20 protein-coding genes are annotated in these 21,996 nt (G+C 43.8%); 14 read left to right on the forward strand and 6 right to left on the reverse strand.

Features of this window, described 5'->3' with window-relative positions; genetic code table 11:
• Positions 1 to 46 precede the first annotated feature (46 nt).
• On the forward strand, positions 47 to 1,612 hold the full coding sequence (gene nagE, locus CW749_RS17220; protein ID WP_101113507.1) for an N-acetylglucosamine-specific PTS transporter subunit IIBC: 1,566 nt from the start codon (positions 47 to 49) through the stop codon (positions 1,610 to 1,612).
• A gap of 175 nt (positions 1,613 to 1,787) precedes the next feature.
• The gene (gene glnS / locus CW749_RS17225; RefSeq protein ID WP_101113508.1) at positions 1,788 to 3,458 is read left to right on the forward strand and encodes a glutamine--tRNA ligase; all 1,671 of its coding nucleotides are present in this window, start codon (positions 1,788 to 1,790) and stop codon (positions 3,456 to 3,458) included.
• 169 nt (positions 3,459 to 3,627) lie between these two features.
• Here the strand turns inward: glnS and fcrX are convergent, their stop codons facing one another.
• On the reverse strand, positions 3,628 to 4,077 hold the full coding sequence (fcrX, locus tag CW749_RS17230) for a ferric iron uptake transcriptional regulator FcrX (protein ID WP_101113509.1): 450 nt from the start codon (positions 4,075 to 4,077) through the stop codon (positions 3,628 to 3,630).
• A gap of 176 nt (positions 4,078 to 4,253) precedes the next feature.
• Between fcrX and CW749_RS17235 the strand changes: the two genes are divergently transcribed.
• Complete coding sequence (locus CW749_RS17235; protein ID WP_101113510.1) at positions 4,254 to 4,730, forward strand: DUF4442 domain-containing protein; 477 nt, start codon at positions 4,254 to 4,256, stop codon at positions 4,728 to 4,730.
• Between the two features lie 48 nt (positions 4,731 to 4,778).
• Here the strand turns inward: CW749_RS17235 and fldA are convergent, their stop codons facing one another.
• From fldA to CW749_RS17250, 3 genes are all read right to left on the reverse strand, one after another.
• The gene (fldA, locus tag CW749_RS17240) at positions 4,779 to 5,312 is read right to left on the reverse strand and encodes a flavodoxin FldA (protein ID WP_101113641.1); all 534 of its coding nucleotides are present in this window, start codon (positions 5,310 to 5,312) and stop codon (positions 4,779 to 4,781) included.
• Between the two features lie 60 nt (positions 5,313 to 5,372).
• On the reverse strand, positions 5,373 to 5,594 hold the full coding sequence (locus CW749_RS17245; RefSeq protein ID WP_101113511.1) for a DUF2788 domain-containing protein: 222 nt from the start codon (positions 5,592 to 5,594) through the stop codon (positions 5,373 to 5,375).
• A 149-nt stretch (positions 5,595 to 5,743) separates the two neighbouring features.
• Entirely contained in the window at positions 5,744 to 6,511 is a 768-nt protein-coding gene (locus CW749_RS17250) for an alpha/beta fold hydrolase (RefSeq protein WP_101113512.1), read from the reverse strand.
• Positions 6,512 to 6,603: 92 nt separating this feature from the next.
• Here CW749_RS17250 and seqA point away from each other — a divergent pair, with 92 nt between their 5' ends.
• Entirely contained in the window at positions 6,604 to 7,137 is a 534-nt protein-coding gene (gene seqA / locus CW749_RS17255; RefSeq protein ID WP_101113642.1) for a replication initiation negative regulator SeqA, read from the forward strand.
• Between the two features lie 90 nt (positions 7,138 to 7,227).
• Positions 7,228 to 8,874: a phosphoglucomutase (alpha-D-glucose-1,6-bisphosphate-dependent) gene (pgm, locus tag CW749_RS17260; RefSeq protein WP_101113513.1), complete on the forward strand. Its 1,647-nt coding sequence runs from the start codon at positions 7,228 to 7,230 to the stop codon at positions 8,872 to 8,874.
• A 65-nt stretch (positions 8,875 to 8,939) separates the two neighbouring features.
• On the opposite strand, the gene CW749_RS17265 is transcribed toward pgm, so the two are convergent.
• Positions 8,940 to 9,725: a DUF1853 family protein gene (locus CW749_RS17265; RefSeq protein WP_101113514.1), complete on the reverse strand. Its 786-nt coding sequence runs from the start codon at positions 9,723 to 9,725 to the stop codon at positions 8,940 to 8,942.
• A gap of 57 nt (positions 9,726 to 9,782) precedes the next feature.
• Here CW749_RS17265 and CW749_RS17270 point away from each other — a divergent pair, with 57 nt between their 5' ends.
• Positions 9,783 to 10,541 (forward strand): Nif3-like dinuclear metal center hexameric protein, encoded by a 759-nt coding sequence (locus CW749_RS17270; RefSeq protein WP_101113515.1) that lies wholly within the window; start codon positions 9,783 to 9,785, stop codon positions 10,539 to 10,541.
• A gap of 104 nt (positions 10,542 to 10,645) precedes the next feature.
• Here the strand turns inward: CW749_RS17270 and CW749_RS17275 are convergent, their stop codons facing one another.
• The gene (locus tag CW749_RS17275) at positions 10,646 to 11,935 is read right to left on the reverse strand and encodes a citrate synthase (RefSeq protein ID WP_101113516.1); all 1,290 of its coding nucleotides are present in this window, start codon (positions 11,933 to 11,935) and stop codon (positions 10,646 to 10,648) included.
• A gap of 395 nt (positions 11,936 to 12,330) precedes the next feature.
• Here CW749_RS17275 and sdhC point away from each other — a divergent pair, with 395 nt between their 5' ends.
• The 8 genes from sdhC to sucD all read left to right on the forward strand — a co-directional run bounded on the left by sdhC (position 12,331) and on the right by sucD (position 21,920).
• Positions 12,331 to 12,723 carry a succinate dehydrogenase cytochrome b556 subunit gene (sdhC, locus tag CW749_RS17280; RefSeq protein WP_101113517.1) on the forward strand — a complete coding sequence of 131 codons (393 nt, stop codon included), beginning with the start codon at positions 12,331 to 12,333 and terminating at the stop codon, positions 12,721 to 12,723.
• Entirely contained in the window at positions 12,717 to 13,061 is a 345-nt protein-coding gene (gene sdhD / locus CW749_RS17285; protein ID WP_101113518.1) for a succinate dehydrogenase, hydrophobic membrane anchor protein, read from the forward strand. The genes sdhC and sdhD overlap by 7 nt, the downstream gene beginning before the upstream one ends.
• Positions 13,062 to 14,828 (forward strand): succinate dehydrogenase flavoprotein subunit, encoded by a 1,767-nt coding sequence (gene sdhA / locus CW749_RS17290; RefSeq protein ID WP_101113519.1) that lies wholly within the window; start codon positions 13,062 to 13,064, stop codon positions 14,826 to 14,828.
• 15 nt (positions 14,829 to 14,843) lie between these two features.
• Positions 14,844 to 15,557: a succinate dehydrogenase iron-sulfur subunit gene (locus CW749_RS17295; protein WP_101113520.1), complete on the forward strand. Its 714-nt coding sequence runs from the start codon at positions 14,844 to 14,846 to the stop codon at positions 15,555 to 15,557.
• Positions 15,558 to 15,661: 104 nt separating this feature from the next.
• The gene (gene sucA / locus CW749_RS17300; protein ID WP_101113521.1) at positions 15,662 to 18,469 is read left to right on the forward strand and encodes a 2-oxoglutarate dehydrogenase E1 component; all 2,808 of its coding nucleotides are present in this window, start codon (positions 15,662 to 15,664) and stop codon (positions 18,467 to 18,469) included.
• Positions 18,470 to 18,497: 28 nt separating this feature from the next.
• Positions 18,498 to 19,706: a 2-oxoglutarate dehydrogenase complex dihydrolipoyllysine-residue succinyltransferase gene (gene odhB / locus CW749_RS17305; RefSeq protein WP_101113522.1), complete on the forward strand. Its 1,209-nt coding sequence runs from the start codon at positions 18,498 to 18,500 to the stop codon at positions 19,704 to 19,706.
• A 175-nt stretch (positions 19,707 to 19,881) separates the two neighbouring features.
• The gene (gene sucC / locus CW749_RS17310) at positions 19,882 to 21,048 is read left to right on the forward strand and encodes an ADP-forming succinate--CoA ligase subunit beta (RefSeq protein ID WP_101113523.1); all 1,167 of its coding nucleotides are present in this window, start codon (positions 19,882 to 19,884) and stop codon (positions 21,046 to 21,048) included.
• Positions 21,048 to 21,920 (forward strand): succinate--CoA ligase subunit alpha, encoded by an 873-nt coding sequence (sucD, locus tag CW749_RS17315; protein WP_101113524.1) that lies wholly within the window; start codon positions 21,048 to 21,050, stop codon positions 21,918 to 21,920. Before sucC ends, sucD begins: the two co-directional genes overlap by 1 nt.
• Positions 21,921 to 21,996: the final 76 nt, after the last annotated feature.

The following is a 21,996-nucleotide window of genomic DNA, read 5'->3' on the forward strand; positions in this document are numbered from 1 at the left end:
AGTGTCTCAAATCTAATACAAAAAAATCCTATAGGGGGAACTTAAGGTGAATATACTTGGATATGCGCAGAGATTAGGTAAAGCTTTGATGCTTCCTATTGCAGTGCTTCCAATAGCAGGTTTATTACTGCGTTTGGGACAAGGTGACGTGCTTGATATCGCTTTCATGGCGCAAGCAGGTGGTGCGGTTTTCGGTAACCTACCAGTTATCTTTGCAATTGGTATCGCAATCGGTCTTTCTAAAGACGGTCACGGTGCAGCTGGTCTAGCTGGTGCAGTGGCTTACTTCGTTTCTAACGCAACAGCGACAACAATTAATGCTGACATCAACACTCAGGCATTCGGTGGTATCCTTGCAGGTATCGTAGCGGGTCACGCATACAATGCGTTCAACATGACTCGTCTTCCTGAATGGTTGGCTTTCTTCTCTGGCAAACGTCTAGTACCAATCATGGCTGGTCTTTTCGCTCTTGTACTGGGTGCAGTACTGGGTGTTGTATGGCCTGCAATTCAGGGTGGTCTTGACGCACTTGCACAAGGCGTATCTTCTTCTGGTGGTTTCGGTCAATTTGCTTACGGTTTCCTTAACCGTCTACTGATTCCAATCGGTCTACACCACATCGTGAACAACATTTTCTGGTTCAACTTAGGTTCATGTCAGGAAATCCTAATCACAGGTGCGCAGGCTGCTGGTCAGGCTCTAGAACTAACTAAAGTTTGTGTTACTCCAGAAATCGCTAAAACTCTAGTAGTTGGTCAAGAAACTACGTTTACTTTTGCTAACTCTGTAACTCCAGAAATCGTAGCAACGGTTAAAGAAGTGACTGAAACAGTCGCGTCTGGTGACTTGTTCCGCTTCTTCGCAGGCGATAAAGGTGCTGGCGTATTCATGAACGGCTTCTTCATGGTTATGATGTTTGGTCTGCCTGGTGCTGCTCTTGCAATGTACCTTGCTGCTCCAGCTGAGAAACGTGCTCAAGTTTCTGGTGCTCTATTCTCTGTAGGTTTCTGTGCATTCCTAACAGGTGTTACTGAGCCAATGGAATTCATGTTTGTATTCCTAGCTCCAGCGCTATACGCAGTTCACGCAGCATTCACAGGTCTGGCTCTTGTAGTGGCGAACATGTTCGGTACGCTACACGGCTTTACTTTCTCTGGTGGTGCAATCGACTTCGTACTTAACTTCGGTATCGCAACTAAGCCTCTAGTTCTACTTGCTCTAGGTCTAGCTTGGTTCGCTCTATACTTCGTAACGTTCTCGTTCGCTATCCGCGCATTCAACCTGAAGACTCCAGGTCGTGAAGACGAAGAAGAAGCAGTTGCAGCAACTGGTGACGCTCCAAAAGGTGACCTTGCTCGCCAATACCTAAAAGCTCTAGGTGGTCATGAGAACCTAACGACTATCGATGCGTGTATCACTCGTCTACGTCTAACTCTTAAAGACCGCTCTCTAGCTGACGAAGCTGTACTTAAGAAGCTTGGTGCTAAAGGCGTAGTGAAGCTAGGTGAAAATAACCTTCAGGTTATCCTAGGTCCACTAGCTGAAATCGTAGCAGGCGAAATGAAGAGCATTGGTGCAAGTGAAGACTTGTCTGATGTAAAACTTCCTTAGTCTCTGATTAAGAAATCTTGAATACGAATGCCTCCCCTAGTGGGAGGCATTTTTTTTAGCCAATCAAAACTAAATTTGGCAATAAAGTGTTTGAGGCAGTTGTGTATCTCGTAAGAATGGTGGATCATTAGCGATTAACTATTCTGACAATACTTTAATACGTAGAGGTGTTTAGATGAGTGAAGCTGAGGCTCGTCCATCGAACTTTATCCGCCAAATCATCGATAAAGATTTAGCGGAAAGCAAACATAGCAGCGTGCATACTCGATTCCCGCCAGAGCCTAACGGCTACTTGCACATCGGTCATGCCAAATCTATTTGCCTTAATTTTGGTATTGCTCAGGACTATCAAGGACAGTGTAATCTACGTTTTGATGACACTAACCCTGAAAAAGAAGATATCGAATACGTCGAGTCGATTAAGAATGATGTTAACTGGTTAGGCTTTGAGTGGAGTGGGGAGATTTGTTATTCCTCAAACTATTTTGATGAGCTATATGGTTATGCAGTTGAATTAATTAACAAAGGCTTAGCGTATGTAGATGAGCTAAGTCCTGAGCAGATCCGTGAATATCGTGGCACTCTTAAAGAACCAGGAAAACCAAGCCCTTATCGTGACCGAAGTGTTGAAGAAAACTTAGCACTTTTTGAAAAAATGCGTGATGGTGGTTTTGAAGAAGGCAAAGCGTGCTTGCGCGCTAAGATTGATATGTCTTCATCGTTCATTGTTTTACGAGACCCTGTAATCTACCGTGTGCGCTTTGCAACACACCACCAGACGGGCGACAAATGGTGCATTTACCCAATGTATGATTTTACGCATTGTATCTCGGATGCGTTAGAAGGTATCACACACTCGCTTTGCACACTGGAGTTTCAAGATAACCGACGTTTGTACGACTGGGTATTAGATAATATTTCTATCGAATGTCAGCCGCGTCAGTACGAATTCAGCCGTTTGAACCTTGAATATACTGTTATGTCCAAGCGCAAGCTGAGCCAGTTGGTCTCTGAAAACTTGGTGAAAGGCTGGGATGACCCGCGTATGCCGACGGTTTCTGGATTACGTCGCCGAGGTTTTACTCCTGCTTCTATTCGAGAGTTTTGTAAACGTATTGGTGTAACGAAGCAAGAGAACATGATCGAGTTTAGCTCTTTGGAATCTTGTATTCGTGATGACCTAAATGAAAATGCGCCACGTGCTATGGCTGTTCTGGATCCCGTGAAGCTAGTGATCGAAAACTTTGCTGAAGGTGAAGTTGAAACTCTGACTGTAGCTAATCATCCAAACAAACCAGAAATGGGTGAGCGTGAAGTGCCATTTACTCGCGAACTGTTTATCGAAAAAGATGATTTTCGTGAGGAAGCGAACAAGAAATACAAGCGTTTGGTCTTAGGTAAAGAAGTTCGCTTACGTGGTGCTTACGTAATCAAAGCTGAGCGTATCGAAAAAGATGCTGAAGGTAATATAACCACGATTTTCTGTTCGTATGATGATGAAACTCTTGGTAAAAACCCTTCTGATGGTCGAAAGGTTAAAGGTGTCATACATTGGGTTTCAGCGGATAAAGGTCTTCCAGCAGAAATTCGTCTGTATGACCGTTTATTCTCAGTTCCTAACCCTGGAGCTGTTGACGACTTTGCTTCAACAATTAACCCTGAATCACTAACCGTGCTTAATGGAGTTGTTGAGCCAAGTATGGCGAAGGCGAATGCAGAGCAAGGATATCAGTTCGAACGAACCGGTTATTTCTGTATAGATTCTAAAGATTCTTCCGATGATCGCTTAGTATTTAATCGAACGGTCGGGTTAAGAGATACTTGGGCGAAAATTGAATCAAATTAAGTATCATCTTAATTTTTAATGAAAAAAAAGAGTGCGTAAGCGCTCTTTTTTTTACTGCTCAGAATAGGCTGCGTTGTTTAGGGGAGGATTCCAGTTTGAAAGTTATATTCAGAAATAACAAAAAAGCCGAAGGTTAATACCTTCGGCTTTGTATTTTTTAAATAAGGTGCTATTTCTTAGGCTTATGAGCGTTTGGATCATCCTTACACGAGCCGTCACTGCATTTGCCATATAGATAAAGGCTGTGATTCGTTAATTCCACATTGTATCTTGCCGCGATTTGCCTTTGACGTTCTTCAATAACATCATCAGAAAACTCAATCACTTCACCACAATCTAAACATACTAGATGATCATGATGGTGTTGTGTAGAAAGCTCGAACACAGACTTACCACCTTCGAAATGGTGACGAGTCACAATGCCAGCATCGTCAAATTGGTTGAGAACACGGTATACCGTCGCTAATCCAATTTCTTCACCTAAATCGATCAATTTCTTATATAGATCTTCGGCGCTAATGTGTTGACAATCAGGCTGTTGAAGCACTTCTAAGATCTTTAAACGCGGAAGCGTTACTTTTAGTCCAGCTTCTTTGAGGGCTTGGTTATTGTCTGGCATATTTTTTCCTGTAGAGGTTCTGCAGCAAAATACAGAAGTCGTAGTTAATACCATTATAGGCTAGTAAAACGTAACAATAAACCACGAAGTTCAAAGGGTTAATAATGAAAGCTTGTAAATATGCCTCAAATCACGGATATTAAGGTCAGACCAGTTACAATTTTATAACAATAACTATGCATAAGAATTTGAGTAAAATTTATAAACCTAACCTCGTCAAATTTGCTCTCAATATTTGGCCTCCCTTTTGGGGAGCAGGCATTCGTATTGTGTCTATTAGCGATGACTTTCGTCAGGTAAAAATGCAACTGAAGCTTCGATGGTGGAATAAAAACGCGAATCGCACTCAATATGGCGGCTCCATTTTTTCGCTGACCGATCCGGTTTACTCACTAATGCTGATGGGCATTTTAGGGGAGAAGTATTTTGTATGGGACAAAGAAGCCAGTATCAATTTTATAGCCCCAGGCAAAAGCCATCTGTTTGCTGAATTCCACGTGTCTCAGCCGATATTGGATAGTATTTATCAAGAAACCAGTAATGGGGATAAAAGTTTCCCTGAATTTCTGATTTATGTAAAAGATAAAGATGGGAATGTTGTTTCTGAAGTTCAGCGAACGTTGTATGTGAGGAAAAAACCGCAGTTTCGATAGATACGATAGAAAAATGCCTCCATGTAGGAGGCATTCAAAATAAATGAATTAGTCAACCAATTCAGCTAGGCACATTTCTTCAAAGATCTGTTCAACCCAGTTTTTCACTCTTTCTTCGGTCAATTCTGGTTGGCGATCTTCATCGACACATAAACCAACGAATTGTGACTCATCACCCTCGACCAATGCTTTAGACGCTTCAAACTCATACCCGTCTGTAGACGTGTAGCCTAAAACTGTTCCGCCTTTCGCTTCTGCGATATCACGAATTGTGCCCATCGCATCACAGAAATACTCTGCGTAGTCTTCCTGATCGCCACAACCAAATATAGCTACTAGCTTTGTAGAGAAATCAACTTGTTCCAGCTCTGGGAAAAAGTCATCCCAATCGCATTGGGCTTCGCCGTAATACCAAGTTGGAATACCTAGAAGCAAAAGGTCAAAATTATCAATATCTTCTTTGCTACTTTTAGCGATATCTTGAACATGAACCAGTTTTTTACTTAGTTGTTTTTGAATCATCTTAGCAACGGCTTCAGTGTTACCTGTATCGCTACCAAAGAAGAGTCCTACACTTGCCATAGAATCAGTACCCATATAGTGACAGTTTGTTTGGTGAATTCTTTAAGTTGCAGTTTTTGGTTAACCTAACCCTGTCCCTTCCCAGCTTAACTGGATAAGACCTTTTGCGATAAACCCTGCACAACCTAAAAATAGGACAAGCCAAACTATACGACGCCCAAATGGCGGGACATTCCCCTGTTTCAATACGTCCTTTATTGCCATTCCTATAAAAAAGAAAATTGCTGCAAATAAAAGGTCCAACCCAATGGACTCTAGCATATTGATATAGTCGTAGAGCATGACGTTCCTTGTAGTCAATTTTGCTGGGCGCACTATATCACTCTTGCGCCTTAAAGTTAATGAGAAGGATTCTTCAATAGCGGTAAATTATAAGTATTATCATCGTAACGGGGGCTGAATCAAACATTGGGAGTCAGCAAAAGTGATTTCTATGTTGATATAAAACGACGCAGTACTCGCAGTACATCATTTGGCTTTTCGGCGTGTAACCAATGACCTGTATTAGCTATAACATGGGCTTTTGCGAACGGAAATTGCTGACGCACGAGCCCTTGATGCTCTTCTGTTAAATAGTCGGAATTTCCTCCTTTAATAAAGAGAGTCGGTATCTCAACTGGGGTTAACTCATGCCACGTAAGTATGTTGTTATAATTTGCATAAAGTGACGCAACATTGAATCGCCAACCGAGGTGAGAGGTTTCTTTATAGAGTGATTTTCCAAGAAACTGCCTAACACCTTCCATTTCAATATGCTGAGCAAGTATCTTCATAGCGTCCGAGCGAGAGGCGGGCTTTTGTTGTTCTATAGCGTGCAACCCAGCGAACACATTATCGTGCCTGTTTTGTGTATAGGCGACAGGTGCCATGTCCAAAACCACAAGATGGTTAACTTGTTTACCAAGAATAGAAGCAAGCTTCATTGCTACTTTTCCGCCCATCGAATGACCGACTAATATGACGTTATCTAATTCCAAATGACGGATTAGAGTTTCAACATCTCGTGCCATTTCTTCGTACGTATGAATATCACTATGAAAGGATAACCCATGGTTCCGAAGATCGACCGTAAGCACTTGATGATCTTGGATCAAATCGCGAGTAAGGAGACCAAGGTTATCGAGGTTACCGAACAATCCATGTAGAAGAACAATCGTTGAGCCTTCGCCCTGCAACTTATAATTCAAAAGTGATGACATTTTCTCTTTATCTTGTTGGGTTTGCCGTAGAGTATCACGGAAGAACTGGTTATAATCTTCCAGAGTTTAAACATAGAGATTGTGAAAAGCGAATGAAAACAATAGAGGTTGATGAGGATCTATACCGTTACATTGCAAGTCAGACACAACATATTGGCGAGAGTGCATCTGACATTCTGCGACGTTTATTGATGGCTGATAAAGCAAAAGCAGTAGAGACTCCGGCTCCGGCAGTGAATGGAATCGTAGTAAGTAAAGATGCAGGTAAGGACTCGGCAATAGACGGTGTCAAAGTGCTTCGCTCTTTATTAATTTCTGATGAATTTGCAGGTAAAGACAAAGCGATTGATCGGTTTATGTTGGTGCTATCGACTCTTCACGGCATTCACAACGATAATTTTGCAGAAGCAACTCAAGTTAAAGGTCGTACACGAGTCTATTTTGCAAATAATGAAGACACGTTGCTTGCCAGCGGAAAAACAACAAAACCACGTCAGATTCCTAATACACCTTTCTGGGTAATCACCAATAATAATACAAATCGGAAACGCCAAATGGTAGACCAATTGATGACTCGAATGGGCTTTCAAGGCGACCTAATTGAAAAGGTGTGTAACGCAATTTAAAAGCGCATAGACAAAGCCTCATGATGACTTCATTAAACGTTATTATGAGGTTTTGTTTATGTGGGTAAGAAAATTAAAAGGAAAATAAAAATGGCTATCCATCCTCGAGCAGGGCAAAAAGCACTGCAAGAAGATTTACACAACATCCCTTCGTTAGTTGCTAATTACTTTCTACTTCAACCAGAACCTTCTAATCCAGAGCACCGTGTTCAATTCGGTACGTCAGGTCACCGCGGCACCTCAGATAAATCCACTTTTAATGAACACCATATCCTTGCGATTGCTCAAGCGGTCGCGGAAGTTCGTAAAGAGCTGGGGACGACAGGTCCGTTATTTTTAGGCAAAGATACGCATGCGTTATCTGAACCAGCGTTTACTAGCGTTATTGAAGTTCTGATTGCTAATGGCGTAGAAGTAGTGGTTCAGGAAAATAACGGCTTTACTCCTACACCGGGTATTTCACACGCAATTTTGACGTATAACCTAAAGCATTCTGAAAAAGCAGATGGTATCGTTATTACGCCTTCGCATAACCCACCACAAGACGGCGGTATCAAATACAACCCTACTCACGGTGGTCCAGCTGAAGCAGAACTGACTCAAGCAATCGAAGACCGAGCGAATGTATTGATTGCCGAAGGTTTACAAGGTGTTAAACGTAGTCACTCTGTTCAAGCTAAAGCATCTGAATTGTTTAAAGAAATCGATTTAGTAAAACCATATATTGATGACTTGGTTAACGTTATCGATATGCAAGCTATTCAAAATGCGAACATTAAGATTGGGGTGGATCCTTTAGGTGGCTCTGGAATTGACTATTGGCGTCAGATCGCTAAAGAGTACGCGTTAGATCTTACCCTGGTGAGTGAGTCTATTGATCCGTCGTTCCAGTTTATGTCGCTAGATAAAGATGGCGTGATTCGCATGGATTGCTCTTCGCCGTATGCGATGTCCAGCTTGCTTGCCCTCAAAGATGATTATGACCTAGCGTTTGGTAATGACCCAGATTACGACAGGCACGGAATAGTAACGCCTAAGGGGCTTATGAACCCGAACCACTTCCTTGCCGTATGTATTGACTACTTGTACCGTCACCGTGAAGGGTGGGGGAAAGAAGTTGCAGTAGGGAAAACATTGGTTTCCAGCGCGTTGATTGACCGTGTAGTTGCCGACTTAGGTCGCACGTTATGCGAAGTACCTGTTGGATTCAAATGGTTTGTTGACGGTCTGTATTCTGGCGAATTCGGATTTGGTGGTGAAGAAAGTGCGGGAGCCTCTTTCCTACGTAAAGATGGTACGCCTTGGTCGACAGACAAAGATGGCATTATCTTGTGTCTTCTTGCTGCTGAGATTACAGCGGTAACCGGTAAAAACCCACAGGATTATTATGAAGAGTTAGCCGCCAAACATGGTGAGTCTCAATATAATAGAATTCAAGCCGTAGCTAATACTGAGCAAAAGAATATCCTAAAGAAACTGTCACCTGAGATGGTATCTGCAAAGACCTTGGCTGGTGATGAAATCACGGCACGTTTGACTCATGCGCCAGGAAACGGTGCGGCGATTGGTGGTCTAAAAGTGACCACAGGTAACGGCTGGTTTGCGGCTCGCCCATCTGGTACTGAAGATATTTATAAGATTTACTGTGAGAGCTTTAAAGGCGAAGAGCACTTGAAGGCTATTGAAGAAGAAGCTCAAGAAATTGTAAACCAAGTTTTTGAAAATGCTGGCTTATAATTTTTAACTGGTACAAGAAAGGTGGCGAAAGCCACCTTTTTTATGTCTAAAACAGTAGCCCTAAGTCAATTAGGCCATTGGTTATTAACAATAAACCAATATTGCCCACTCTCTGATTGGCAGTGGACAAACTTGTTAACTTCCCCTGAAAATAGCACCGAATCTTTATTCCTTCCTGTCACCCAATCTTTTTTATCTAATACATAAAGTTTGTCGGTAATGAGGTGTTTTTGGCTGTCGTAGCACCAATAGCCTTTGATTCGAGATTGTTCGATCTGATACTCAAGGCAACTTTTTGGGATCGCCTCATCGTCAAATGGGTTTGTGTAGAGCCTACCTTGCATTAGCAGGTGTTCACTTATACTTTCCCATTCTGGGAACTGGGTTTTAAATGCTTTGGAAGAAGACATTTTCAGTTGGTGACTCAACATTCTGTCGAGCTTCAGATCCAGTCTATCCTTAGCATTGGGGCCATACCAAAGTGTGTTATGAAGTAAGTAGAATTTAATGGCGACTTCCCAGTGCTCAATGGTTTGGGTGTCATGGTTTTCTAGAATAAAGTCGATAGCGCCCAATGTGCGTCCATCTTGTTGTAATTGAATTTCTTCTTCTAGCAATCTGTATTGACTGTTTGCTTGAAACAAACAGCGGCAAGCATATTGGTAGACAAAACCTAGGCGTTGATTCCCAGAGTAACCGTTCATGCTAACAGGTATGTTTTGCGAAAATGGAGAATTTCCGCAGACAGGTGCGTTAAGGTTGAACAGAGATGGGGTAGATGCGACCCAATGAAGGAGTTTGTCGATTTCGGGTTTTGATAGCATTGATTTTTCTCCATTTCGTTTCGACATTCTAACCTTAAATTGTTATAAACGCGCTAAAAGCAGATAAATCAATGGATGAATAAGATGAACAATTTTCAGCTCGAATCGATTCTCAACGAGAAGCTGTCTCCCCAATTGATTAAAGACTACAGCCCTAATGGTATGCAGGTTGAAGGCAAACCTGAAATAAAACGTATCGTGACAGGTGTAACCGCATCACAAGCATTGATCGAAAGGGCAATTGAATTAAAGGCTGATGCCTTACTTGTGCACCATGGGTACTTTTGGAAAGGCGAGCCAGAACCAATAAAGGGCATGAAAGGAAAGCGTATTCGAAGCCTGATTAAGTCTGACATTAATTTGTATGGGTATCATTTGCCATTGGATATTCACCCTGAATTGGGTAACAACGCTTGCCTAGCTGAACTTTTGGATATAGAAGTTCAAGGTGGTTTAGAAGGGCACCCTCAGTCCGTTGCTATGTTTGGAAAATTACCTACCCCCATGTCTGGTAAAGCTTTTTCCAAAAAGATAGAGCAAGTCTTAAATCGTACTCCTCTGCATATCACACCAGATGATGAAGCTAAAACAATCGAAACGATCGGATGGTGTACTGGTGGAGGGCAAGATTTTATCGAACTGGCTGTAGCGCATGGTTTAGATGCATTCGTTTCCGGTGAAATATCGGAAAGAACCACCTATACGGCTCGTGAACAGAACATTCATTACTTCGCTGCTGGTCATCATGCAACAGAGAGATATGGCGTTAAAGCATTAGGAGAGTGGTTAGCGTCTGAACATGGATTGGATGTCACCTTTATCGATATCTATAACCCAGTTTAAAGTAAGCGAGCAAAATTAGGTTTATACAATCAAAAAGGTCGAAGCAAATGCTTCGACCTTTTGTTTGTTACTCAATCATCTATGAAAAATCAAAGAGTTGAATATCATTCTCTCTCGTGAAGAGGTTGGAAGTCACGAGATTTCTTACCTGTATACAACTGGCGAGGACGACCAATACGGTTGTTAGGATCGCTGTGCATTTCATTCCAATGTGCAATCCAGCCGATTGTACGAGACATCGCGAAGATAACCGTGAACATAGAGATTGGAATGCCGATGGCTTTCAGGATGATACCTGAGTAGAAATCTACGTTAGGGTACAGTTTCTTCTCAACGAAGTACTCGTCAGACAAAGCAATACGCTCTAGTTCCATTGCTACGTCTAGTAGAGGATCTTGAATATTCAACTCCTCAAGTACTTCGTGGCAAGCTTCGCGCATTACGGTTGCACGTGGATCGTAGTTCTTGTAAACGCGGTGACCAAAGCCCATTAGGCGGAATGGGTCATCTTTGTCTTTCGCACGTTCAATGTATTCCGGGATGTTGTCGACACTGCCGATTTCTTCCAGCATACGCAAACACGCTTCATTAGCACCACCGTGTGCAGGACCCCAAAGAGAGGCGATACCTGCCGCGATACATGCAAATGGGTTTGCACCTGACGAACCAGATAAACGAACTGTAGAGGTTGACGCGTTTTGCTCGTGATCCGCATGCAGCGTAAAGATCTTGTCCATTGCGCGAGCAACAACAGGATTAACATTGTACTCTTCACATGGGTTAGCAAACATCATATGCAGGAAGTTTTCCGCATAGCTTAGTTCGTTTCGTGGGTAGATAAACGGTTGACCGATTGAGTACTTGTAACACATTGCTGCCAAAGTTGGCATTTTTGAAAGCAATCGGTACGCCGCGATTTCGCGGTGCTTATCATTGTTGATGTCTAGAGAGTCGTGGTAGAAAGCCGCTAGTGCTCCTACAACACCACACATTACAGCCATTGGGTGAGCATCACGGCGGAATCCGTGGAAGAAACTTGCGATTTGCTCATGGACCATTGTGTGACGCGTTACGGTCTCTTTAAATTGTTCATATTGCTTACGATCTGGGGCTTCGCCATACAGAAGGATGTAACACACTTCCAGGTAATCTGCGTTATTGGCAAGTTGGTCGATAGGGAAACCTCTGTGAAGAAGGATACCTTTCGCACCGTCAATATAAGTGATTTGGGATTCACAAGATGCAGTGGCAAGAAAACCGGGGTCAAAAGTAAAGTAACCATTGGCTCCTAGTTTACGAACATCGATTACTTCAGGTCCAACTGTACCTTCCATAATCGGCAGCTCGATTGGCGCTTTACCTTCAATATGAAGGGTCGCTTTCTTATCTGCCATAACATTCTCCTTTGTTTATTATTAATCCATCCAGGATATTTTGTGTGCCGTTTTTTTACTGAGTATCTAAAGTAAAGTCAATTTTTCTCCTCTTTTGTGTGCACTCGTTTTGATTTTTCATATGAAAAAAGTTAAAAATCTGTTCTGTGTAGCATTATTTGTTACGTCAATTGTATTAATATGTTACCGCCCGTATAGTGGCGCAGAAAATTTTTGTGGAATCCTTATAAATTCAAGGCTAGACGGAAAATCTGGCCTATAATAATAGAAGCAAATATAACAATTCATTTACATTTATCTCGCCCAATATGAGCTGAATGCGTTAATTAAATGTTAATTTTTGTCGGTTTCCTACTAAAATTTGGTTTATAACTATAAATGCTCTAAGGAGCTGAGTGAGCAAGCCCGTGAAAGAAAGAAAGTCTAGACCTGTTAATTTAGATTTACAGACAGTCCACTTTCCAATTTCTGCAATCGCATCCATCCTGCATCGAATTTCAGGTGTTATTACGTTTGTAGCAATTGGAATTTTACTCTGGTTACTATCCATTTCCCTCTCTTCTCCCCTAGGATTCGCTAAAGCAGCAGACATTGTTGATAGCTTTTTCGTATCGTTCATCTTGTGGGGTATTCTTACTGCACTCGCATATCATATAGTAGGCGGTATTCGTCACTTATTCATGGATATGGGATATTTTGAAGAGTTAGATACAGGTGCGTTGAGCGCTAAAGTATCTTTTGCCGTAACAGTAGTATTGTCGCTACTCGCGGGGGTGATGGTATGGTAAAGCATGTTTCAACGCTTGGGCGCAATGGCGTTCATGATTATGTATTGATCCGCGCAAGTGCGATCATTTTAACCCTATACACTATTTATCTTGTTGGCTTTTGTGCCTTCAACGAAATTACTTACATGTCCTGGACCGCGTTTTTTGGCGGTACGTTTACCAAAGTCTTTACTATGCTTGCATTAGTTTGTGTGCTTGTTCATGCATGGATTGGCTTGTGGCAGGTTTTAACTGATTACATCAAGCCCGTCTTTTTGCGTGGTGTAATTCAAGTAGCAATTATTGCCGTTTTAATCGCCTATTTCTTCTCTGGTCTGTTTGTATTGTGGGGTGCGTAAGTGACTATTCCAGTTCGTGAATTTGATGCCGTTGTAATCGGTGCTGGCGGTGCAGGCATGCGTGCCGCTCTGCAAATTTCAGAGCAAGGCCTATCATGTGCTTTGCTTTCCAAAGTATTTCCTACTCGTTCGCATACCGTTTCAGCTCAGGGCGGTATTACAGTAGCTCTTGGAAACTCTCATAAAGATAATTGGCAATGGCACATGTACGATACCGTAAAGGGCTCCGATTATATTGGCGACCAAGACGCTATCGAATATATGTGTAAAACCGGACCAGAATCGGTTATTGAGCTAGAGAAAATGGGGTTACCTTTCTCTCGCTTTGAAAACGGAAGTATTTATCAGCGTCCATTCGGCGGTCAATCGAAAGAATTTGGTGGCGAGCAAGCAGCTCGTACCGCAGCGGCGGCTGACCGAACAGGTCACGCACTGCTTCATACTTTGTATCAGCAAAACATTAAACACAAAACCACCATCTTCTCTGAATGGTATGCGCTTGATCTGGTGAAAAACCAAGATGGCGCAATCCTTGGCTGTACAGCAATCTGTATGGAAACCGGAGAGATGTGTTACTTCAAGTCTAAAGCCACAATATTGGCGACAGGTGGTGCTGGTCGAATTTATTCATCGACTACAAACGCACACATCAACACCGGTGATGGCGTTGGTATGGCACTTCGTGCTGGCGTGCCAATGCAAGACATGGAGATGTGGCAGTTCCACCCAACTGGTATTGCCGGTGCAGGTGTACTGGTTACTGAAGGTTGTCGTGGTGAAGGTGGTTACCTACTTAACAAAGATGGTGAGCGCTTTATGGAGCGTTACGCACCTAACGCAAAAGACCTTGCTGGTCGTGACGTTGTTGCTCGTTCAATGATGATTGAAATCCGCGAAGGTCGTGGTTGTGATGGGCCTTGGGGACCACACATCAAACTTAAAATGGATCACCTTGGTAAGGAAGTACTTGAATCTCGTCTTCCTGGTATCTGTGAGCTTTCACGTACGTTTGCGCACGTTGATCCAGTTCATGAGCCAATTCCGGTTATCCCAACTTGTCACTATATGATGGGTGGTGTACCAACACAGGTATCCGGTCAAGCCATTAAGCAAAACGCTGACGGTGGAGAGCAAGAAATACAAGGTCTATTTGCTTGTGGTGAAATTGCTTCTGTATCTGTTCATGGTGCTAACCGCTTGGGTGGTAATTCACTGTTAGACTTGGTTGTGTTTGGTCGCGCGACAGGATTGCATCTTGGCGAAACGTTGGCGGCACAAGCTGAAGCACGTCCAGCGACGGAGTCTGATATTGAAGCATCTCTGGCTCGTACCATGCGTTGGGAAGGAAGTACAGGCGGTGAAGATCCAGCTCAAATTCGTAAAGATCTTCAAAGCTGTATGCAGAATAGCTTCTCGGTATTCCGAGAGGGCGATGCGATGGCAACAGGTTTAGAAGAGTTAAAAGTGATTCGTGAGCGCTTGAAAGAGGCGCACTTGGCTGATAAATCAACCGAGTTTAATACGGAGCGAATTGAGTGTTTGGAACTGGACAACTTGATGGAAACGGCGTTTTCAACGGCTGTAGCAGCGAACTATCGCACAGAAAGCCGTGGTGCGCATGCACGATTCGATTTCCCTGACCGTGATGATGAAAACTGGCTATGCCACTCCATCTATAACCCGGAAACCGAAGCAATGACCAAGCGCGATGTGAACATGAGTCCAGTTCATCGTGAAGCATTTCCGCCAAAAGCACGTACATACTAAAGGGAGGTACATACCATGAAACTTAATTTCTCTCTTTATCGTTACAATCCGGATGCAGATAAAAAGCCTTACATGAAGGACTATGTCCTTGAAGTGGAAGAAGGTTCAGACATGATGGTGCTTGATGCACTTATCTTACTGAAGGAGCAAGACCCGTCTATTTCATTCAGACGCTCATGCCGAGAAGGTGTGTGTGGTTCTGATGGTTTAAATATGAACGGAAAGAATGGTCTGGCTTGTATTACGCCGTTATCTGCATTAACTGACAAAAACACCATCATCATTCGTCCGTTGCCTGGTTTACCGGTTGTACGAGACTTGATTGTTGATATGACTCAGTTCTACGACAACTACGCGAAAGTGAAGCCATTCTTGATTTCAGATGGGAACTTGCCACCTTCACGTGAAAACTTACAGGTACCGGAAGATCGCGCTCATTTAGACGGTCTTTATGAATGTATCATGTGTGCATGTTGTACGACGTCATGCCCATCATTTTGGTGGAACCCAGATAAGTTCATCGGTCCAGCAGGTCTACTTGCTGCTTACCGTTGGTTAATTGATAGCCGTGATACGGCTACAGACGAACGTTTATCTAATCTTGACGATGCTTTTAGCGTTTTTCGTTGCCATGGCATTATGAATTGTGTAAGTGTTTGTCCTAAGGGATTAAATCCTACGAAAGCGATTGGTCATATTAAGACCATGTTATTGAATCGTTCGGTTTAATGGATTCAAAATTGCCGACCCTTATGTAAAGCCTTTGGGTCGGCTTTATTAATAGCTCGGCATAAGACCGATGCAAACGTGAAACCTACTGGTTAAGGGAAAATATGCACAACGGCGTGATGAAGGCATGGCTCGAGTCTTCACACTTGGCTGGCGCCAATGCAACTTATGTAGAAGAACTCTACGAACTGTATCTTAGTGATCCCGATTTGGTGAGTGAGGAATGGAAACGAGTATTTGAAGGGTTGCCTACGCAATCCGACGCGGTCGATCAACCGCATTCTCGTGTCCGTGATTACTTCCGTCGATTAGCGAAAGAAACAAAGCATTACAATGTCCAAGTTAGTGATCCCGATGTCGATGCTAAACAAGTAAAAGTACTACAGCTTATCAATGCCTACCGATTCCGCGGGCATGAAGCTGCCAACCTCGACCCTCTCGGTCTTTGGGAAAGAGATACAGTCGCTGAACTGAACCCTGCTTTCCATACCCTCACTGAAGAAGATTTAGACGAAACTTTTAACGTAGGTTCTTTTGCCAATGGGCAAGAAACTATGGTTTTGAGAGATCTTCAAAAAGCCCTCAAGCAAACTTATTGTGGCTCCGTCGGTGCTGAATATATGCACATGACAAATACAGAGCAAAAACGTTGGATTCAGCAACGTTTGGAATCTGTGTCTGGCCAAGCATCGTTTACTGATGAAGAGAAAAAAACTTTCCTTCATGAGCTGACTGCAGCAGAAGGCTTAGAGCGTTATCTCGGTGCTAAATTCCCAGGTGCTAAACGTTTCTCCTTAGAAGGCGGCGATGCAATGATTCCTATGACTAAGGAAATCATTCGTAGCGCAGGTGCTCAGGGCGTTCGTGAAGTTGTTGTCGGCATGGCCCACCGTGGTCGTTTGAATATGCTGGTCAACGTGCTGGGTAAGAAGCCGCAAGATTTGTTCGATGAATTTGCGGGCAAACACGATGACACTTGGGGTACTGGTGACGTTAAATATCACCAAGGTTTTTCTGCCGACTTTGCAACACCTGGTGGCGATGTACACCTAGCGTTAGCATTTAACCCATCTCACCTAGAAATTGTTAACCCTGTAGTTATCGGTTCGGTCCGAGCTCGTCAGGATCGTCTAGGGGATAAAGATGGAAGCAGCGTTCTGCCTATTACCATCCATGGGGACTCTGCGATAGCCGGTCAGGGCGTTGTTCAAGAAACGTTCAATATGTCTCAAGCTCGCGGTTTCTGTGTTGGTGGTACTGTCCGAATTGTTGTGAATAACCAAGTCGGTTTCACAACGTCGAACCCTCGTGATACTCGATCAACTATGTACTGTACCGATATTGCCAAGATGGTACAGGCACCGATTTTCCACGTGAACGCAGATGATCCAGAAGCAGTAGCTTTTGTTGCTCGCTTAGCTGTTGATTACCGTAATACGTTCAAATGTGATGTCGTTATTGATTTGGTTTGTTACCGTCGCCACGGTCACAACGAAGCGGATGAGCCGAATGCAACTCAACCGTTGATGTATCAAAAAATCAAGAAGCACCCAACCCCTCGTAAGCTGTATGCAGACGTTCTAATTGAACGTGGCGAGTTTGATATTGAAACCGCCACGCTGTTAGTGAACGAGTACCGAGATGCACTTGACCACGGTGAAGTCGTGGTGAAGGAATGGCGTCCAATGGCACTGCATTCCGTAGACTGGTCACCTTATATTGGTCACGATTGGGATACGGATTGGGATTCGAATTTTGATATCAAGCGCCTGAAAGAATTAGGTCAACGCTTGTGTCAGTACCCAGAAAGCCACAAGCTTCATAGCCGTGTAAACAAACTTTACAACGATCGAACGTCGATGATTAATGGCGAGAAACAACTCGATTGGGGTATGGCAGAAACATTGGCGTATGCAACTTTGGTTGATGACGGCAAACGTATTCGTATTTCTGGTCAAGATTCAGGTCGTGGTACTTTCTTCCACCGTCATTCTGTATTGCATAACCAAACGGATGCGAGCACCTATGTTCCTTTAGCGAACATCCATGATAAGCAGGGTCCTTTCCAAGTATTTGACTCCGTTTTATCTGAAGAAGCTGTGCTGGCATTTGAATATGGTTACGCGACAGCAGAACCGGGTGGTTTAACGTTATGGGAAGCTCAGTTTGGTGACTTCGCGAACGGTGCACAGGTTGTAATCGACCAGTTTATCTCTTCTGGAGAACAAAAGTGGGCTCGTCTGTGTGGTTTGACTATGCTTCTACCTCACGGCTACGAAGGTCAAGGTCCAGAGCACTCCTCTGCACGTCTAGAGCGCTATTTGCAATTGTGTGCTGAACAAAACATGCAAGTAGTCGTGCCTTCTACGCCTGCGCAGGTTTATCACATGATCCGTCGTCAAGTGGTTCGCCCAATGCGTCGTCCGCTGATTGTTATGTCGCCTAAGTCTCTTTTACGTCATCCGCTTTGTACTTCTTCATTAGAAGATTTGTCGGAAGGTACGTTCCAAGCTGCAATTGGTGAGATAGATACACTGGAAGCGTCTAAAGTGAAGCGTGTTGTATTTTGTTCGGGCAAGGTTTATTACGACCTACTTGAGCAACGTCGCAACAACGAACAAGACGATGTTGCGATAGTTCGTATTGAACAGTTGTACCCATTCCCGCTGGAAGAAGTACAAACTGCGATCGCACAATACACAAATGCAGTGGATTATGTTTGGTGTCAGGAAGAGCCTCAAAACCAAGGTGCTTGGTACTCTAGCCAACATAACTTCCGTGCCGCGATTCCAGCTGGTGCTGATTTGAAATACGCAGGTCGTCCGGCTTCGGCATCACCTGCAGTTGGATACATGTCAGTACACATGAAACAACAGAAAGCGTTAATTAGTGACGCACTTACCCTAGATTAAGAACTAGAAGAAAAAGGACGAAACAGACATGACAATTGAAATTCTGGTTCCAGACTTACCTGAATCTGTAGCTGATGCGACGGTTGCAACGTGGCACAAGAAGCCAGGTGATGCAATCGAGCGTGACGAAGTCATTGTTGATATTGAAACAGATAAAGTTGTACTGGAAGTACCTGCCCCTGAAGCCGGTGTACTTGAAGCCATCGTCGAAGAAGAAGGTGCAACAGTACTAGGTCGTCAAGTTATTGCTAGATTGAAGCCTGGCGCTGTAGCGGGTGAACCGACAGCAGACAGCACAGACGACAAAGAAGCTTCTCCAGACAAGCGCCATAAAGCTTCTTTGACTGAAGAATCTAACGATGCACTGAGCCCAGCAGTTCGCCGTTTACTTGCAGAGCACAACCTAGATGCAAACCAAGTGAAAGGAACAGGTGTTGGCGGTCGTATTACTCGTGAAGATATCGATGCGCATCTAGCTGCTGCGAAATCTGCACCAGCCGCAGCTGCTCAACCAGAGATTGAAGCACCTGCAGCCGCTCGCACTCAGAAGCGTGTACCAATGACGCGTCTTCGTAAGACAGTTGCGAAGCGTCTTCTTGAAGCGAAAAACAGCACAGCAATGCTGACAACGTTTAATGAAGTGAACATGAAGCCAATCATGGATCTTCGTAAGCAGTACAAAGACCAATTTGAAGAGCGCCACGGTACGCGTCTTGGATTTATGTCTTTCTACGTGAAAGCTGTAACTGAAGCGCTGAAGCGTTACCCTGAAGTGAATGCATCGATTGATGGCGAAGACATTGTTTACCACAACTACTTCGATATCAGCATGGCAGTTTCAACACCTCGTGGTCTTGTTACTCCCGTACTGAAAGATTGTGATACGTTGGGTTTTGCTGAAATTGAAAAAGGCATCAAAGAGCTGGCAATCAAAGGTCGTGACGGCAAACTGACTGTTGATGAGTTGGTTGGCGGTAACTTTACTATCACTAATGGTGGCGTGTTCGGATCTCTAATGTCTACACCAATCATTAACCCACCACAGTCTGCTATTCTTGGTATGCACAAAATCCAAGAGCGTCCTATGGCGGTTGATGGGAAAGTTGAGATTCTTCCAATGATGTACTTGGCTCTATCTTACGATCACCGTTTGATTGATGGTCGTGAGTCGGTTGGCTTCCTAGTAACGATTAAAGAGTTGCTTGAAGATCCAGCTCGTCTATTGTTAGACGTATAGTCGGCTAAGTAAAAGCATAAAAATTGAGCCAGGCTCTCAACGTCTGGCTCTTTATTGCGGGTAAATCTCGCATGCTCAAGACTAAAACCCTACATACGTGCGCCGTTTATCAGAATTGATAACGCGTCTATGGAAATAATAAATCCCCTAAGGGATAAACAAACGGAATAACACAATGAATTTGCATGAATACCAAGCCAAACAGCTGTTTGCAGAATTCGGTTTGCCTGTACCAGAAGGTTTCGCGTGTGATACAGCTCAAGAAGCTTTTGAAGCTGCCGGCCGCATCAGTACAGCGAAGAAAGTCGTTAAGTGCCAGGTACACGCTGGTGGTCGCGGTAAAGCGGGCGGCGTTGAACTGCATGACACAAAAGAAGGCGTAAAAGAGTTTGCACAAAAGTGGCTGGGTAAAAACCTTGTTACTTACCAAACAGACGCTAACGGTCAGCCAGTAACAAAAATCCTAGTTGAAGAAGCATCGAACATTGCTAACGAGCTGTACCTAGGTGCCGTTGTTGACCGTGCTAGTCGTAAAATTGTATTCATGGCGTCTACAGAAGGCGGCGTGGACATCGAGAAAATTGCTGAAGAAACACCTGAGTTGATTCATAAAGCAGCAATCGACCCATTGGTTGGTCCTCAAGCTTACCAAGGTCGTGAGCTTGCGTTCAAACTTGGCCTAGCGGGTGATCAAATCAAGCAATTTGTTAAGATCTTCATGGGTCTTGGCACTATGTTCTCTCAGTACGATTTGGCTCTACTAGAAATTAACCCACTTGTTGTGACAGGTGAAGGTAACCTTCTATGTCTTGACGGTAAAATCAACATCGATTCAAACGCGATGTACCGTCAGCCTAAGCTTCGTGAAATGCACGATCCATCTCAAGAAGATGAGCGTGAAGCACACGCTGCACAGTGGGAACTAAACTACGTAGCACTGGATGGTAACGTTGGCTGTATGGTTAACGGTGCAGGTCTGGCAATGGGTACGATGGATATCGTAAACCTGCATGGCGGTAAGCCAGCTAACTTCCTAGATGTAGGTGGCGGCGCAACAAAAGAGCGCGTAGCAGAAGCATTCAAGATCATCCTTTCTGATGACAATGTTAAAGCAGTACTTGTAAACATCTTCGGTGGTATTGTTCGTTGTGACATGATTGCTGAAGGTATTATCGGTGCGGTTAAAGAAGTTGGCGTAACAGTGCCTGTTGTTGTTCGTTTAGAAGGTACTAACGCAGACTTAGGTCGCGAAGTTCTTGCTAATTCTGATGTTGATATCATTGCTGCTGAGTCGCTAACAGATGCTGCTCAGAAAGTTGTTGCTGCTGCGGAGGCGAAATAATGTCTGTACTAATTAACAAAGACACTAAAGTAATCTGTCAGGGCTTTACTGGTGGTCAAGGTACTTTCCACTCTGAGCAAGCGATCGCTTACGGTACGCAAATGGTTGGTGGTGTTTCTCCTGGTAAAGGTGGTCAAACTCACTTAGGTCAACCAGTGTTCAATACTGTTCGTGAAGCAGTAGAAGCGACTGGCGCAACAGCGACAGTAATCTACGTTCCAGCACCATTCTGTAAAGATGCGATTCTAGAAGCTATCGATGCAGGTATTGAGCTTATCGTTACTATCACAGAAGGCATTCCAACTACGGATATGATTGATGTGAAAGTGAAGCTAGAAGAAACTGGCGTTCGCATGATCGGTCCTAACTGCCCAGGCGTTATTACTCCTGACGAGTGTAAGATTGGTATCATGCCTGGTCACATCCACAAGAAAGGTAAAGTGGGTATCGTATCGCGTTCAGGTACATTGACTTACGAAGCCGTTAAGCAAACAACTGACGAAGGCTTTGGTCAATCTACTTGTGTTGGTATTGGTGGTGACCCAATCCCTGGTTCAAACTTCATTGATATTCTGAAGTTGTTCCAAGAAGACCCAGAAACAGAAGCTATCGTTATGATCGGTGAGATCGGCGGAACAGCGGAAGAAGAAGCAGCAGCGTACATCAAAGAGAACGTAACTAAGCCTGTAGTTTCTTACATCGCTGGTGTTACGGCTCCTCCTGGTAAGCGTATGGGTCACGCTGGTGCAATCATCTCTGGCGGTAAAGGTACTGCGGAAGACAAATTTGCAGCACTAGAAGCGGCTGGCGTTAAGACGACTAAGTCTCTGGCTGAAATCGGTAAAGCACTTCGTGAAGTGACTGGCTGGTAAGAAAGTTCAGTGAATACAAAAAACCGGAGCTAAGAAGCTCCGGTTTTTTTATGTCTTTTTCTATAGTGATTTTTAA

The sequence above is a fragment of the Vibrio sp. vnigr-6D03 genome (genome assembly GCF_002835515.1).
Taxonomy (GTDB): domain Bacteria; phylum Pseudomonadota; class Gammaproteobacteria; order Enterobacterales; family Vibrionaceae; genus Vibrio; species Vibrio penaeicida.